Source organism: Longicatena caecimuris, from assembly GCF_018406465.1.
GTDB lineage: Bacteria > Bacillota_I > Bacilli_A > Erysipelotrichales > Erysipelotrichaceae > Longicatena > Longicatena caecimuris.
In genome coordinates this window covers 1358312-1374662 of the sequence record NZ_AP024510.1, presented here as the reverse complement: position 1 = coordinate 1374662, position 16351 = coordinate 1358312, and the positions used below count along the sequence as shown (strand labels likewise).

General features: G+C 38.4%; 17 protein-coding genes. 2 read left to right on the top strand and 15 right to left on the bottom strand.

The window, feature by feature from the left end; translation table 11 throughout:
• Window positions 1-75 precede the first annotated feature (75 nt).
• Window positions 76-1524 (bottom strand): 4Fe-4S dicluster domain-containing protein, encoded by a 1449-nt coding sequence (locus tag KJS44_RS06385; RefSeq protein WP_008688754.1) that lies wholly within the window; start codon window positions 1522-1524, stop codon window positions 76-78.
• 290 nt (window positions 1525-1814) lie between these two features.
• Complete coding sequence (locus tag KJS44_RS06380) at window positions 1815-2675, bottom strand: DMT family transporter (RefSeq protein WP_008688755.1); 861 nt, start codon at window positions 2673-2675, stop codon at window positions 1815-1817.
• A 245-nt stretch (window positions 2676-2920) separates the two neighbouring features.
• On the opposite strand from KJS44_RS06380, the gene KJS44_RS06375 reads away from it, so the two are divergent.
• Entirely contained in the window at window positions 2921-3493 is a 573-nt protein-coding gene (locus KJS44_RS06375) for a xanthine phosphoribosyltransferase (RefSeq protein ID WP_008688756.1), read from the top strand.
• A 59-nt stretch (window positions 3494-3552) separates the two neighbouring features.
• On the opposite strand, the gene KJS44_RS06370 is transcribed toward KJS44_RS06375, so the two are convergent.
• From KJS44_RS06370 to KJS44_RS06330, 9 genes are all read right to left on the bottom strand, one after another.
• Window positions 3553-4077, bottom strand: a complete 525-nt coding sequence (locus KJS44_RS06370; protein ID WP_008688757.1) for an ECF transporter S component — start codon at window positions 4075-4077, stop codon at window positions 3553-3555.
• A 12-nt stretch (window positions 4078-4089) separates the two neighbouring features.
• Window positions 4090-4686: a thioredoxin domain-containing protein gene (locus KJS44_RS06365; protein ID WP_008688759.1), complete on the bottom strand. Its 597-nt coding sequence runs from the start codon at window positions 4684-4686 to the stop codon at window positions 4090-4092.
• A gap of 102 nt (window positions 4687-4788) precedes the next feature.
• On the bottom strand, window positions 4789-5697 hold the full coding sequence (gene argF, locus KJS44_RS06360; protein ID WP_008688761.1) for an ornithine carbamoyltransferase: 909 nt from the start codon (window positions 5695-5697) through the stop codon (window positions 4789-4791).
• A gap of 17 nt (window positions 5698-5714) precedes the next feature.
• Window positions 5715-6887, bottom strand: coding sequence for an aspartate aminotransferase family protein (locus KJS44_RS06355; protein WP_008688762.1), 1173 nt, complete (start codon window positions 6885-6887; stop codon window positions 5715-5717).
• A 5-nt stretch (window positions 6888-6892) separates the two neighbouring features.
• The gene (gene argB, locus KJS44_RS06350) at window positions 6893-7765 is read right to left on the bottom strand and encodes an acetylglutamate kinase (RefSeq protein ID WP_008688763.1); all 873 of its coding nucleotides are present in this window, start codon (window positions 7763-7765) and stop codon (window positions 6893-6895) included.
• A 14-nt stretch (window positions 7766-7779) separates the two neighbouring features.
• Window positions 7780-8997 (bottom strand): bifunctional glutamate N-acetyltransferase/amino-acid acetyltransferase ArgJ, encoded by a 1218-nt coding sequence (gene argJ, locus KJS44_RS06345; protein ID WP_008688764.1) that lies wholly within the window; start codon window positions 8995-8997, stop codon window positions 7780-7782.
• Between the two features lie 25 nt (window positions 8998-9022).
• Window positions 9023-10063 (bottom strand): N-acetyl-gamma-glutamyl-phosphate reductase, encoded by a 1041-nt coding sequence (gene argC / locus KJS44_RS06340; protein ID WP_008688765.1) that lies wholly within the window; start codon window positions 10061-10063, stop codon window positions 9023-9025.
• The gene (gene argH, locus KJS44_RS06335; protein WP_008688766.1) at window positions 10060-11439 is read right to left on the bottom strand and encodes an argininosuccinate lyase; all 1380 of its coding nucleotides are present in this window, start codon (window positions 11437-11439) and stop codon (window positions 10060-10062) included. The genes argC and argH overlap by 4 nt, the downstream gene beginning before the upstream one ends.
• Window positions 11440-11455: 16 nt before the next feature.
• Window positions 11456-12682, bottom strand: coding sequence for an argininosuccinate synthase (locus KJS44_RS06330; protein WP_008688767.1), 1227 nt, complete (start codon window positions 12680-12682; stop codon window positions 11456-11458).
• 541 nt (window positions 12683-13223) lie between these two features.
• On the opposite strand from KJS44_RS06330, the gene KJS44_RS06325 reads away from it, so the two are divergent.
• Window positions 13224-14414: an ATP-grasp domain-containing protein gene (locus KJS44_RS06325; RefSeq protein WP_008688770.1), complete on the top strand. Its 1191-nt coding sequence runs from the start codon at window positions 13224-13226 to the stop codon at window positions 14412-14414.
• Window positions 14415-14463: 49 nt separating this feature from the next.
• Here KJS44_RS06325 and KJS44_RS06320 read toward each other — a convergent pair whose 3' ends face one another.
• The 4 genes from KJS44_RS06320 to KJS44_RS06305 all read right to left on the bottom strand — a co-directional run bounded on the left by KJS44_RS06320 (window position 14464) and on the right by KJS44_RS06305 (window position 16283).
• Window positions 14464-14775: a hypothetical protein gene (locus KJS44_RS06320; protein ID WP_008688772.1), complete on the bottom strand. Its 312-nt coding sequence runs from the start codon at window positions 14773-14775 to the stop codon at window positions 14464-14466.
• Between the two features lie 15 nt (window positions 14776-14790).
• Entirely contained in the window at window positions 14791-15222 is a 432-nt protein-coding gene (locus KJS44_RS06315; protein ID WP_008688774.1) for a hypothetical protein, read from the bottom strand.
• 82 nt (window positions 15223-15304) lie between these two features.
• Window positions 15305-15565, bottom strand: a complete 261-nt coding sequence (locus KJS44_RS06310) for a thioredoxin family protein (protein ID WP_008688776.1) — start codon at window positions 15563-15565, stop codon at window positions 15305-15307.
• A gap of 55 nt (window positions 15566-15620) precedes the next feature.
• On the bottom strand, window positions 15621-16283 hold the full coding sequence (locus KJS44_RS06305; protein ID WP_008688777.1) for a lysoplasmalogenase family protein: 663 nt from the start codon (window positions 16281-16283) through the stop codon (window positions 15621-15623).
• Between the last annotated feature and the right edge of the window lie 68 nt (window positions 16284-16351).

Here is a 16351-nt window from a genome sequence, read left to right as displayed (position 1 = left end):
TGATTGTATCACATTGAAAAACAAAGCATCTGTCAAAACATGTCGACAGATGCTTATCATTTTAACGTTGCTTTCTTAGTGATGCAAGTCAATATCTGAAAAATCAAATGCTTCCAAAGTAGAGGCAATTGTTTTATCTTTTAATGGTAAATTTTCTTTAGCCATCTTAGCCTTGACTTTCATACCATTTTCAATTGTTGCAGGTCCACAAATACAACCGCCTTGACATGCCATACCTTCCAATACATCCGCCTGGAAACGGTTCACCTTCATCATCAATAAAGCCTTTTTACATTCTGCGCTTCCATCCGCATATTGAGCCGTAATGGTTTCATCGTCATTTTCTTTCAATGCTTCGACAACCGCCTTTGAAACACCGCCGCCGATAGAGAAATTACGTCCGTGAACAGAAGCTGTATCGCCTTCTCTTGCTGTTACATTTTCTGGTGAAATGTGTTTTGATACAAACATTGCACCTAGTTCTTCAAATGTCAAACAGTAATCTACATCATTATCCTGCACTTCTTGTTTTTTTGCCACACAAGGTCCAATAAAGACCGTTTTCGCTCCTGGATACTGTTTTTTCAAATAACGAGAAGTTGCCACCATAGGGCTAACCATATGGGATACGTTATTTTCATAGACAGTTGAGAAATGCTGTTTTGCCATATTCACAAATGCTGGACAACAAGATGTAGTAATCTTCTTTCCTTCAGCCTTATGTTTCTTCGCATCTTCTTTTTCATACCATGCAACTGCATCCGCTCCAATTGCAGCTTCATATACATCACGGAATCCTAATTGACGTATTCCTTCCATCACTTGCGGCAATGTAGCATTATCAAACTGCCCTTGCATTGCTGGAGCAAAAATAGCATACATCTCTGTACCTTTTTTCAATTCTTCGATAACATCGACCATCCAAGACATATCTTCGATTGCTCCAAATGGACATTTTGCCTGGCATGCACCACAATTAATACATTTTTCTTCATCAATTTCAGCCAATCCACTTTCTCCCATACTGATGGCATCTACAGGACAGCTCTTCATACATGGACGCTGTGTTTCTACGATAGCATTGAATGGACATGCATTTTTACAAGCACCACATTCTTTACATTTATCATAATCAATAAAAGCATGATCATTCCCCATATGAATTGCATCAAATTTACAAGCAGACAAACATGCTTTAGCCATACATTTGCGGCAATTATCTGTCACCTGGATTTTATGGATGCTACAGCCATCACATGCTGCATCAATGACACGTACGATCTGACGTTTATTTTCATGTTCAACAGGTACCGGAGGTTTTCCCATCGCCATGCGCGTACGCTGACGAATAATCTCCTTTTCTTTATAGATACAGCAACGAAAATCTGCCCGTTTTCCTGGAATCAAAAGATTCGCAACTTCATCACATGTATCCTCATTCAATTTTCCTTCAAAACTGCGTTTACTTACTTCACGTAAAACATCGAATTTGAATTGTCTAGCTTCATGATCAAATAATGACATAATATCCTCCCATACTTCCTCTTTATGCAAGCAAATTTGCTTGTGCTTTTTTTAACAAGCACATTATAGCATAAGAAAACAAAGAGCAAAAGACGATTTTTAATTTTTTCATCCTTTTTATCTAAAAATGTTTTTGTTTACCATCTAGAAACAAAAGCATTTAGTATCTAGTATTTAACTTTAATATTTTAATCTTCATGCTTTTCGTTTTATCCGTATACAACCGTGCGTTATGGAAGACGATCAATAGTTTATACCTTCCTTTTTTATATACGATAGTATCTCTGATGTTATTCCTTTTTTGTTGGTTTATATTCCATATAAAGCACACTGCCAAAAATCATGCAGGCACCCACCAACATTGGCAGCGTCATCATTTCATGCAAAATGAGAAAGGAAAAGATGGATGCAAACAAAGCTTCCATAGATAAGATCAAGCTTGCTGTATTGGCTGTTGTATACTTTTGAGCATACGTTTGTAATAAATATGCCAATAACGTGGATATAAAAATAAGATAACCTACATTCCCTAAAGCCTCAAGTCCAAGAGTTGCTGGAGCTTTTTCAAAGGCTAAAGCACAGATTGTAGACAACACACCGGCTGTTACCATCTGCATGGCTGTCATACAGAAAGCATCCGTATGTGCACTATAACGCTCTAACGCAATGATATGTAACGCAAAAAATAATGCACAGATGATGGATAATAGATCTCCAAAACCAATCATGAACGCATCAACACGTAACGTCAACAATGCAATACCACCCACACATAATAGGCTAGCGATGATTTCTTTTTTATGTGGCCTTCTATGAAATAACAACCATAGCAAATATGGTACAAACACAACATTTGTGGCTGTCAAAAAAGCATTTTTGCTAGGTGATGAATATTTAAGCCCAAATGTCTGAAAAGCAAAGGCTAAAAATAAGAAAACACCTGTAATAATACCATGTCGTATTTCATCTTTACTCAATTGTCTTAATTTTTTCCAACAAAAACATACCGGAAAAATGGCAGCGCCAACAAAGCGAATCATCATAACATAAAATGGTGAAATCGCCGCAAGCGCACCATTTGTTGCTAAAAATCCTCCGCCCCAAATAATTGTCACAAACACAAGCATCAAATTTGCATATTGTTTTTTCATCCCATCACCTCACTGCTCATTATCATATCAACTTGCTTTCTATCATGCAAGACTAAATTACTTCCTTAGTTACTTTCTTAGTAACCTTTGTCGACTATCGTTTGCTTATCTAAAGCAGATAACACTTATCTTTTTTAAGCATATGAAAACAAGTGTAAGGTAAAAATTAAAATTAGGGATGATTTCTCTTACCATTTTCGTTATAATAGTACAGACAAAAGAAAAGAAAGAGAGTCGAAAAAGTTATGAAGTTGTTAGAAGAATATATACGCACGTATGGTGAAGTACCAAATGACGATGTTTTAAAAGTAGATGCCTTTTTAAATCATCAAATCGATACGCGTTTGATGATGCAGCTAGCTGAAGATTTTAAAGAACATTTTAAAGATCAAAAGATCACAAAAATTGTAACCATTGAAACGAGTGGTATTGCTCCTTGTGTCTTTTTAGGGTATCTATTACATGTTCCTGTTGTTTATATGAAAAAGAATCCCAGTAAGATCATGACGGATGATTGTTATCATACAAACATTCATTCCTTTACAAAGGATCGAGATTATGAAATTGTCATTAGCAAAAAATACATCAGCAGCGAGGATAACGTGCTCTTTATTGACGATTTTATGGCAAATGGAGAAGCATGCTTAGGCGCCATACGCGTATTAAAAGAAGCTCAAGCTACCATTTGCGGCATTGGCATTGTTATTGAAAAAGCATTTCAATCCGGTCGTAAGCAAGTACAAGCTTTAGGATATGATGTCTATGCGCAAGCACGTATTGCTTCTTTAAAGAATGGTACTATCGTATTTGCTGAGTAATGAGTAAATTCCTATGAAAAAAGCATTTGTTCATATTGACCAAATGCTTTTTTATATGGTTATGCATCGTCTTTAGCATGCTGTTGAAAATGCGTAATTGCTTTTACAAGCAATGGAACTAATAGCAATTGCAGTAAGATGCCCGGAATGGCGGTAATAAAGGAAACTGTCAAAAAGATTGTCAGTGTATAAGCTTTTCCCATAAAGCTTAACAAGATCAAGTTCACGATACCGTTAACAATACGTCCGGCAAGCATCGTTAAGATCAAAGCTACATACAGATGACAGTGTTTTAATAACAAACCACTTAAACAGCCATAACATGACAATTCAAATACCATAGCGATACCGGTTGGAACTAACACAGGCATTCCCGTCAAGAAAGAGCTCAGCAATGGAGTCAATACACCAATGAAAGCACCGTAAGCAGGTCCACACAAGAAGCCACAAAGTAAAACAGGTAAATGCATCGGTAGAAAAGTAGCACCGGCATTAGGACCAAAAGAATGAAAAGCCATAGGTAAGATGATACCAACTGCTAAAAACATGGCTGAAATAGTTAATTTTCGAACACTTTGATTCATATTACTTCCCTCTTATTCAAACATTGCATCATAGATCTTCCGCAATTGCCTTTTCTCTTTCTCATTCATCTTGCGTTCATGTGCATCATGACCTTCAACAGTCCCGATATTGGCCTTGATTGCCTTTCCCTTTTTTACGACTACGACAAAAGGTACATACAATTTCTTCTCGCCTTTCTTATCCGTTTTTAAAAATGCATCAACGTAAGGAAATAATGCTTTTTTCTGTGCTTCACTATACAACAATTTTTTATTTTTATCTCTGGTTTGGATATAATAAATGGTTTTCTTATGTGCTTTGGCACTCTCATCCATAATAGGTAAGGCTTCGATGCACCATGGACAATCTGGAAAACCAAAATAGAGAATAGCATCTTTTTTGTTTTGAAAGAGTTGAATTGCTTCTGCCATATCACTTTTCACAAAAACATTATCGCGATCCTGAAAACCATCATAATCACTCATATCCATTCCACCAAGGCCACAAGTGCCAGCATTTGTTTCATCATTGCAATAATTTTCAGAAGGTTCGCCTGCTTTTTCCGGTTTTGTACTAGTACAAGCCGTTAAAAGAGCACATGCCAACAGCAAGAGCAGTCGTTTTTTCATTTTATCCCAGCTTTCTTTATTTACCCGTATTGTACCGATTTTATGTGCATTTGTCCAGTAATGACCTATATAGCATATCAACCTCTATTAGAAAAGGGTGAATTAATCACCCAAAAGTTTTACTAACACAGCTTTTTGTGCATGTAAACGATTTTCTGCTTCATCGAAAATTTCATTTGCATGTTCTTCAAAAACCTTCGCTGTAATTTCTTCTTCACGATGCGCTGGCAGACAATGCAATACCATAGCATCTTTTTTCGCTTGTGCCATGACAGCATCATTAATTTGATAAACGCCCTCAAAGATTTGACGACGTTTTTCTGCCTCGCCTTCTTCTCCCATGCTCGCCCAAACATCTGTCACAACGACATCCGCATCTTTTGCGGCTGCTAGTGGGTCTTGTGTCAGCGTAAAGCGTCCAGTTGTCGCTGCTTTTGCGCAAATCTGCGTATCGGGCAAGTATTCCTTAGGACAAGCCAGAGCCACCTGCATGCCTGCTAATATACACCCATTGATATAGGAGTTTGCCATATTGTTGCCAGCACCGATATAACATAATTTTAAACCTTCTAAACTACCTTTATATTCACGTATTGTTTGTAAGTCTGCTAACACCTGACAAGGATGTACATAATCGGTTAAACCATTGATAATTGGGATATTGCCATATTCAGCAAGTTCTTCGAGATCACTTTGCTTATACGTACGAATCATGATGCCATCTACATAACGGCTTAAGACACGGGCGGTATCTTTGATAGGCTCTCCACGTCCTAACTGCATATCATTCGCATTTAGATATAAGGCCTTTCCACCTAATTGTTGCATTCCCACTTCAAAGGATACACGGGTACGGGTACTGGACTTGGTAAAGATCATACCCAAGGCTTTATTGCGTAAATATTTCGTATAAATTCCCTTTTTTACTTCTTTTTTCAAAGCATCAGCTAAATCCAAAAGTTCATATAATTCATCTTTTGATAAATCTGCCAAAGTTAATAGATGTTTCATTCTGCTTCCTCTCTTTCTTATCCCATTGTGGATAAAACTTCTCTTAGTATCGTCATGGCTTGATCAATTTCTCCTTTGGTAATCACTAAAGGAGGCAACATGCGCAGCTTATCTTTTGCGGTTAATATGAGCAGGCCTTTTTGTAAACAGGCTTTTACTACATCAATAGCTTGTACATGTTCATCTAACACCGCACCGCGCATCAACCCCAGACCATTGACTGCCTTGATATGGGGAAGACTTAATAATTGCTGTTTTAAATATTCGCCCTTATCCATAACCTCTTGTAAAAAGTCAGCATCTAGACGCTGTAAGACAACTCTTGCCCCAGCACAAGCAATGGGATTACCCCCAAAAGTTGTACCATGATCTCCCGGATGAAAGGTATCTTGCAGTTTTTCATTCATTAAAACCCCACCAATCGGAAGACCATTGCTTAATCCTTTTGCCGTTGTGACAATATCAGGCTGTATGTCATATTGTTCATATGCATATAAAGTACCACAGCGTCCCACACCGGTTTGTACTTCATCTACGATCAACAAAATATCCTGTTGTTTACATAGCTTAGCAATTGTCTGCACATATGCTTTCGCTAAAGGCAAGACACCGCCTTCTCCTTGGATTAGTTCAATCATGATCGCACAAGTATGCTTACTCAGCGCTTGTTTTAAAGCAGCTTCATCATTGGCTGGGACATGAAGGAAACCTGGTGTAAATGGATCAAAATATTGATGAAAGGCCTCTTGTCCGGTTGCCGCTAACGTAGTGATCGTACGACCATGAAAAGAGTTTACTAAGGTAATGATTTCATAACGTTCTTTTCCATAATGATCATAAGAATATTTTCGGGCTAGCTTAATGGCACCTTCATTAGCCTCTGCACCGGAATTGGCAAACATTACTTTTTTAAAGCCGGTTCGCTCACATAACATCTTGGCAACATCACCATCTGGTTGTGAATAATATAAATTGGAAACGTGTGGCAATGTATTTGCTTGTTCACTCACAGCTTTCGCCCATTCTTTATCTGCATAGCCTAACGCATTAACACCTATGCCAGCCGTCATATCTAAATAGGATTTTCCATCTGCATCCATCGCAATGCAGTGACTGCCTTTTGTCAGTACCGCATCAAAACGATGATACGTATGCGCAATGTACATTTGATCCTGCTCTTTGATATCCATCTGCATCAAACCTCCTTCCGTTGAAACATCGTACCAGCACCATCTTTTGAAAACATTTCAATCAAGATGGAATGAGGTACTCTGCCATCAATAATAACTGCTTTTGCTACCGATCCATGGAGCGCATTTGCACAGCATTCCACTTTCGGGATCATTCCTCCGCTGATGACACCACTTTGCTGTAAATAAGGAATATCATCCAAATAGATACAAGAGATCAACGATGCTTCATCATTTGGATCTTTTAACACCCCGGGAATATCACTGACAAGAATCATATTTTCTGCATGTAAGGCAGCCGCAATGCTAGCTGCTGCTGTATCTGCATTAATATTATAAGAATGTCCCTCTTTATCACAGCCAACACTGGCAACAACAGGAATATAGCCCTTATCTAAAACATCCAAGATCAAAGAGCCATCCACTTTAGAAATTGCTCCCACATATCCTAAATCTGCACCTTTTGCCTGATAAGGTACAGCTTCAATGATATGCGCATCCATCCCGCTAATACCAACTGCTCGCGCACCTTTTTGATTGATTAAGGATACTAGATCTTTGTTGGTTTTTCCTGCTAATACCATCTGTACTACTTCCATGGTTTCCTCATCGGTATAGCGTAAACCATTTACAAAATGGCTTTCTTTCCCGGTTTTATCCAGCATATAATTGATTTCAGGTCCACCACCATGTACCAAAACGACCTTAATACCGATTTCTGACAGCAACACCACATCACTCATCACATTTTGTTTAAGCGTTTCATTTTTCATCGCATTTCCGCCATATTTGATAACGACAATTTTTCCATTATATTTTTGAATATATGGCAAGGCTTGTGATAAGATCGTCGCCTTTTGTACTGCTTTGATTTCCATCGCATTCACTCCTCTTACGTACGATAATCGCCATTGATCTTGACATAGTCATAAGTCAGATCACAACCCCAGGCAGTTGCTTTTGCATCCCCTTGTTTCATATCGATAAAAATAATGATTTCATCTTCACTTAATAGTTTTACTGCCCTTTCTTCATCAAAACCACAGCCGGCACCATTCACACAGACCGGCATACTGCCATAAGCACTTTGTAAGGTGACATCAATGCAGTTAATATCAAATTGCGCATCGCAATAGCCAATCGCACATAAGATTCTGCCCCAGTTGGCATCTTTGCCAAACATGGCAGCTTTGAATAACGAACTTGTAATAACGGATTTCGCAACTTTTTTTGCTGTCATCGTATCATTTCCATGAACAACCTGACAGGTTAACAATTTGCTTGCACCTTCTCCATCCTTTGCAATATGACGAGAAATTTCCGTACAAATATCCATAAGGGCATCTTTAAATACAGCATAAGCAGCGCCTTTTTCCTGAATAACTTCATTTTCAGCCAACCCATTTGCCAGCATACACAGCATATCGTTTGTCGAAGTATCTCCATCCACGCTGACCATATTAAAGGTATCGTTTACGACTTCATGCACAACTTCATCTAACATTTCTGAAGAAATGGCCACATCACTTGTCAAAAATGCTAACATCGTTGCCATATTGGGATGAATCATGCCACTTCCCTTTGCCATGCCGCCGATATGACATTCTTTGCCATCAAGCAGAAAACTCACAGCAAATTCTTTTTTAAATGTATCCGTCGTCATGATGCCTTCACAAGCATCACTGCCTCCTTCATACGAAAGTTTTGTCACCAGCTCTTCCATATGTGTCGCAAAAGGATCTATGCTTAATGGTTCTCCAATGACACCGGTACTTGCCACAATGATATCCTCACTAGCTAACTGAAGTGCATCTGCACATAAAGCACACATCTGTGTCGCTATTTCTACCCCATTGGCATTACAGGTATTGGCATTACCGGAATTACAAATGATGGCCTGTGCCTTTCCATCTTGTAAATGTTGTTTGGTAACAGCAATCGGTGCTCCTTTTACCTTATTTAATGTATAAGTTGCCGCTGCATTGCATGGCACTTCACTGTAAATCAGTGCCAGATCCTTTTTGGTTCGATTCTTACGGATGCCACAATGGATACCGCTAGCCTGAAATCCTTTCGGCGTACAAATCCCATTCTCACATAACTTTGCCATATCGTTTCCTTCTTCCCTTCTTTGTTTAAAAAGATGCCGGTACCATGCTTAATCCCATGGTTTCTGGATAACCAAAACGGATGTTCATGTTTTGGATTGCTTGTCCTCCAGCTCCTTTTACCATATTGTCGATTGCAGATACGAGAATGATACGCTGGTTACGTTCATCCATATGCAAAGACACATCACAATAATTCGTATATTTCATATATTTTAAATCCGCTGTTTTTCCTAATGGCAATACGCGTACAAATGGCTCATTTGCATAAAACTTTACATACTGCGCATATAGCTCTTCTACATGTATTTCATCTGTAGCATCTGCATAGATTGTTGATACGATACCACGATTGATTGGCAACAAATGTGGTGTAAAGCTAATAGAAACATCTTTCCCACAAAGCTTGCCCAGCGTTTGTTCAATTTCCGGAGTATGACGATGAGCACCAATCTTATATGGTGCAAAGGATTCATTCAGACGAGGAAAATGGGTACTGTCACTTAATCCCTTTCCTGAACCTGTCGTACCTGACTTGCTGTCAATAATCAAATGCTGTTCATTGATGATATCCAATTTCATTAGCGGTGCTAACGCTAATGCGATGCTGGTAGGATAGCAGCCTGGATTTCCGATAATGGAAGCTGTTTTGATATCCTCTCTAAAAAGCTCCGGTAAGCCATATACCGCCTTTTTATGAAGCTGTGGTTCTTGATACTGCAAATGATACCATTCTTGATAGTCAGCTTCATTATCCAGACGGAAATCAGCACCTAAATCAATAAAAACTTTCTTTAGCGTATCACATTTCTTTGCCAATGGCTCACTTAACCCATGTGGCAGTGAAGCGAATACAACATCACTTTTTGCAATGACACTATCTTCCTCTTCAAATGGTAAGTCGATGATCTGATAAAAGCTTGGATATAGATCTGCAATCTTTTGCCCCAGATAGCTCTTTGAACTAATTCCTACTAATTCAACCTCTGGATGCATCCATAACAATCTTACCAGCTCAGCACCGGCATAACCGCTGGCTCCAATAACTCCTGCCCTTATTTTTTTCATGCTATCGCTCCTAACTCTTCTTTTACCTTTTGGATATGTGCCTCTACGATTTCCGGAGCCGGACCTCCTATCACCTTACGCATCTGCACACAGGTTTCTAAAGCAATTGCCTCATAGATATCTTCTTCAAATAGTTCGGAAAATTGTTGATACTCGTTTAAAGATATGGTTTCTAAAGTCTTGTCATGATCTTGGGCATAGCTCACCAATGCACCGATGATTCGATAGGCATCACGAAATGGCATACCTTTTTTGGTTAGATAATCGGCACAATCGGTTGCATTGATAAATCCCTTTGCTGCTGCTTTTCGCATATTATCTTTTAAAACTTTTGCACTTTCCAACATCGGTATCATCGTTGTTAAACAAAGATGTGCGGTATCAATTGCATCAAACAAGGCTTCCTTATCCTCTTGCATGTCCTTATTATAAGCAAGCGGCAAGCCTTTCATCATGACTAAGAGTGTTTGTAAATCGCCACAGACACGTCCACATTTTCCTCTCACCAGTTCGCTGACATCAGGATTTTTCTTTTGCGGCATGATGCTGGAACCGGTCGCAAAAGCATCATCTAATTCAATGAATTTGAATTCCCAAGAACACCAAAGGATGATTTCTTCACTCAATCGTGATAAATGCATCATGAGCATTGCCAAAGCACTTGTTATTTCAATGCAGAAATCACGATCACTGACACCATCCAAGCTGTTCAAAGAAACACTGTCGAAATCCAATTGTTCTTTCACCATTTCCCGATTGATGGGATACGTTGTAGTTGCCAAAGCGCCGCTGCCTAAAGGAAGGATTGCCGTACGTTTCTTACTTTCCTGCAAACGCTGTAAATCACGTTTCAGCATTTCAACATAGGCCATCAGATGATGCGCAAACGTAATGGGCTGCGCTCTTTGCAAATGGGTGTAGCCAGGCATGATCGTATCAAGATTTTCTTGTGCTTTATCCAAGAGAACGTTGATAAACTGTTTGATTTCCGTAAGGATCTTATCGGTTTCATCCAACGCATACATACGGGTATCAAGAGCAACCTGATCATTACGTGAACGTGCGGTATGCAGACGTTTTCCTGCATCCTGAATACGTTTGGTTAGTTCACTTTCCATAAACATATGAATATCTTCTGCTGTTTCATCAATGGCAAGCGCTCCACTTTCAATATCCTTTTGTATTTGCGTCAATCCCGTTATGATACTTAAGCTATCTTCTAAAGAAATAATTCCTTCATGTGCTAACATCATAGCGTGTGCACAACTGCCTTTGATATCTTGGGCGTACATGCGATGATCCACAGAGATACTGGAATTGAAATCGTTTAATCGTGCATCTGCCGCCTTTTTAAATCTTGCATCCCATACATTCATATGCTTTTTCTCCTATCTATTTTTTATTCCAAGTTTTCTTTTGCATTGCTGCCACCTTAATTGGCAAACCAAACAAATTGATGAAGCCGGCAGAATCATTTTGATCATAAGAATCATCTTCTCCAAAGCTGGCAATCTGTTCGGAATATAAGGTATATGGACTGGTAATACTTGCCGGTGTGATGTTGCCTTTATATAATTTCAGCTTCACTTCTCCACTGACATTTTCACTTACTTTATCCACGAATGCGCTCAATGCTTCGCGTAATGGCGTAAACCATTGACCATTGTATAAGATTTCCCCAAACTTAATCGCCACCCCTTGTTTATAATGCATTGTTTCTTTATCTAATGTAATGCTTTCTAATAATTGATGTGCTTTATACAAAATCGTTCCACCCGGGGTTTCATATACACCACGTGATTTCATACCCACCAATCGATTTTCTACCATATCGATCAAACCGATACCATTCGCACCGCCAATTTCATTTAGCTTTGTTACCATTGCTTGACCGCCTAGTTTTTCACCATTCAATGCCGTTGGAATACCTGATTCAAAAGTTAGGGTGATATAGGTTGGGGTATCCGGTGCCTGTTCAGGAGTTACTCCCATTTCTAAGATTTCATCATATTTTGGCTCATTCTGCGGATCTTCCAGATCTAAGCCTTCATGTGATAAATGCCAGAGGTTTTTATCTTTTGAATAATTGGTTTCTCTGTTTATTTTTAATGGTATTTGATGGGCTTGTGCATAATCGATTTCATCATCTCTTGATTTCAGCTCCCATGTTCTCCATGGGGCAATGATTGGCATCTCTGGGGCAAAAGCTTTAATTGCCAATTCAAAACGAACCTGATCATTGCCTTTTCCCGTACAACCATGACAGATAGCATCGGCTCCTTCTTGCTGAGCAATTTCTACCAGTTTTTTACCAATCAACGGTCTGGCAAAGGCTGTCCCTAACAAATACACATCTTCATAAACAGCATTTGCTTTTAAACATGGATAGATGTAATCCTCAACAAATTCATCCTTTAAATCCAAGATATACAGCTTGCTGGCACCTGTTTTGATGGCTTTTTCTTCCAGACCGTCAAGTTCTGTACCTTGTCCTACATCAGCAGATACCGCGATAACCTCACAGTTGTTATAGTTTTCCTTTAACCAAGGAATAATGATAGAGGTATCTAAACCTCCGGAATATGCTAATACGACTTTCTTAATATCTTCTTTTTTCATAATCTTATCCTCACTTTTCTCTTTCTTTTTCTTTCTTATTCTTTATCCTTATTCTCTATACTGCCGGCATCGTCGTTTCACTCTTTCCATAATCTTTTCACCTCTTATAGTCTTCCTATACAAAAAAATCTCTGGATTGCTCCAGAGGCGCTTACACACGGTACCACTCCGGTAATCATCGGTACATCCCCAATGATTCCTCTTTCGTAACGCCGAAATATGCGTTCTGTGATACTACCATTTCCCACAGACTCTTCCAGGTGCGTGTTCATCATAAGTTCCCTAACAGGCTTCCACCATCCCTGCTCGCTTTGCAGTTCCCTTATCATTACTTCTCCTGTTCAACGATTTATGGCTTTATTTTACGCTTGTGAAAACATCTTGTCAATCATTTTTTGAATCTTTTTACATTTTATTGTAAATTTATTTCATTATTATGACGCATTATTTACTTTTTTTCATGGCAATGGCCATTTTGACTTTTCCCCCTAAATAAAGTAAAATGAAAAAGAAGAAACCATTCTTGATTGGAGGCGTTATTATGAATTTTATCTTTATATCTCCCCACTTCCCTGAAAGTTATTGGCTGTTCTGTCAGGGACTGAAAAACAATGGTGTTAATGTACTGGCAATTGCAGATGCTCCTTATGAATCTTTATCCACCAATCTAAAGAATTCCATTAATGAATATTATAAAGTGAATTCGATGGAAAACTATGACGAAATGTTGCGTGCCGTTGCCTTTTATACGTTTAAATATGGAAAAATCGACTGGATCGAATCGAACAATGAATACTGGTTACGCCAAGATGCCCGTCTGCGTATGGACTTTAATATCGCCAATGGCCTAACTTTTTCACATATGGATGATTTCCAAAGCAAATCGCGCATGAAAACGTTCTATCAAAAAGCCCAGTTACCTACCGCACGCTATTGCATCGTATCGACTTTGGAAAACGCCTTAGAATTCATTCAAGAAGTGGGCTATCCAATCGTCATCAAGCCGGATATAGGAGTAGGCAGCAGTGATACTCGCAAGATCCGCAATCAAGAAGAACTAGAAACTTATTTCAAACATCCGCGAATGGTTAAGATGATCATGGAGGAATACATCAATGGTGAAAGTTTCTCATTTGATGGGATCACCGATAGTCATAAAAAGGTCTTGTTTATGACCAGTCATCAATATACTGACAGCATCATGGATTCTGTGAATGAACAAAAAACCATAGGCTGCTATTCTTATATGAATATCCCTGAAGATATCTTAGATGCCGGCTTACGAACTGTGAAAGCCTTTAATACACGTAGCCGTTTCTTTCATTTTGAATTCTTCCGTTTAAATGAAGATAAAGAAGGTGTCGGTAAAAAAGGTGATATCTTAGGATTAGAAGTAAATATGCGACCTCCTGGGGGCTTTTTACCAGATATGATCAATTATGCGAATGACAGTAACGTCTATCAATTATGGGCAGATATGATTGTGCATGATAAGATTGAGCATGTGCAACATCGTAAATATTCCAGTGGGTTCATCGGCCGTAGAGATAATTTGGAATATGCCCATTCAACACAGGAAATTCAGCATAAATATGGCGATAATATCCTTATGATCAAGCGGTTGCCAAAAGCTCTTGCAGAAGGTATGGGCGATGAAGTTATCGTTGCTCGCTTTCCATCAGAAGAAGAAATACGTCAATTCTTTGCCTACTGCTCTGAAATCAATATCTAAAAAAGGGCATGTCCATCATAGGATATGCCTTTTTTGCCGCTCTTAGTACCTATTGGCGATATTTATCTTCAATTCGCATTCCCCACAACATAACGACGATCACCCATGGTAAACAGCCAAGTATTGATACAATGCTTAAGGGCGAATTTTGTTTCAATACGAAAGGCAATCCCAACAAACCAAAGAAAATACCTGCCCATGTCCATAACTTGCCCATCGCCTTATTATACGCTCGTATATTCTTTACAACGATTGCTTCCTCATCATTGGCCCAAAATCGCACAGCCTTCTTCGCATGAAAGCAATAAACGCCAAGCAAAAGAAAACAAACTGCGATGAACATCCAAATCATAAATGCCATCATATTCCCTTCTTTCTATTTTGGGATACGAGTTTGTAAATTCTGATACAACTGCTTAGTTAAAGCATTCGTTTCATCATTCACAATATATTGCCTATTCTTAGTTTTTATAACAATATAGCCTTGTGTTTCTTTATATACATAGGCTCTTACTTTTCGATTCTCCAGTTTCGCATCTGCACAAACAAGCTTTTGCGTTTCCATACCAGCACCTTGTTTATGCACCTGTGTGGGTGTTTTATCATAATACACAACATTGATGATATCCTGATATGGAATTGTATCACCAATACTGCCATGCAGGCTGATTGCTTTGGCTTGCAAATAAATCTGATAGTTTGCCTGCTTCCCATATATCAAAAGTAAGGCTATCACACTTATACAAAGCACAATAATACCACCGAATACACCGTGTATGATACGTTTTGTTGTTACATCATCTTCCATAAGCTACCTCATTTTTTATATGATATCATAGTGTTATTGCCTCAGCAACAAAAAAGGACACATTCCGTGACCTTCTTAAGTTTTATGCTAAGGCAGCTTTTAAAACCGCCTCAATCTTTGCTTTGGTTGGTATTCCTTCAAGTAATTTTTCACCTTCGACAAAATAGGTAGGAACATACCAATAATCCAATCCTTTTGTTTTTTCAGGTTCATCATTTTCTTCAATAGTTTCTATTTCAATATCTTGATATTCTTTATGCAATTGTTTTAGCTCATCCACCATAGCAAACGCTTGCTTACAATAAGGACAGCTTTTCAAATACATCATCTTTACATGTTTCATATAGATTGCTCCTTTTCTATTAGTACTATAGCATAACAACTTTTCACCTTGCTATTCATTTGCTCAACATCATCGTTGTCAAAATAGCCATTTGCGCGAAATAATAAAAAGATAAATTAGCTTTTACCACGGCCGGACGATCGGCATTACCAAATATAATGAAAACCAGAATCAAATCAGAAAGGACAAAACAAAGAGAACCTAAATTTAACACCAAGCCAAAGGAGCCAGAAAAAAGCCATGTCAATGCCTGTAATTCCATAAACATAATAATGGATGCATATAGCATAACGGCACCAGTCATACCTTGAAAATCAACACGTTGTTGCAACCACCCAATCATTATGCAGCCAACCGTAATTGCTATTACGGCCAAAAGGATAGTAATAGGCAAGGTAGTATGATACAAAGCAGCAATATATGCGAGATGACCAAATAAAAATGCTGTTAAGCCACCTAGAAAATATTGCTTTTCGAATTTTGGATAGCAATAAGGAAGCGCAAGAAATACATCACCGATAGCACCTAATAGTAAGCCAAGCAAAAGATATTGGCGATATGAAACTGCTGGAGCTAAAGAAAAAAGATAAGCTCCTAAAATAACAAAACCAAGGGATGAGACACTTTTCCAACCAAGTGTTGTAAAACTGTTCATATGCGGCATATAAATATAATATAGGATGAACATAATAACACTTACATAAAGAAAGAGAAACATAAACACCATCTCCTTTCTTTAATTATAACAGAAGATTAACTTATTTACTTGACGGATATGATATAATA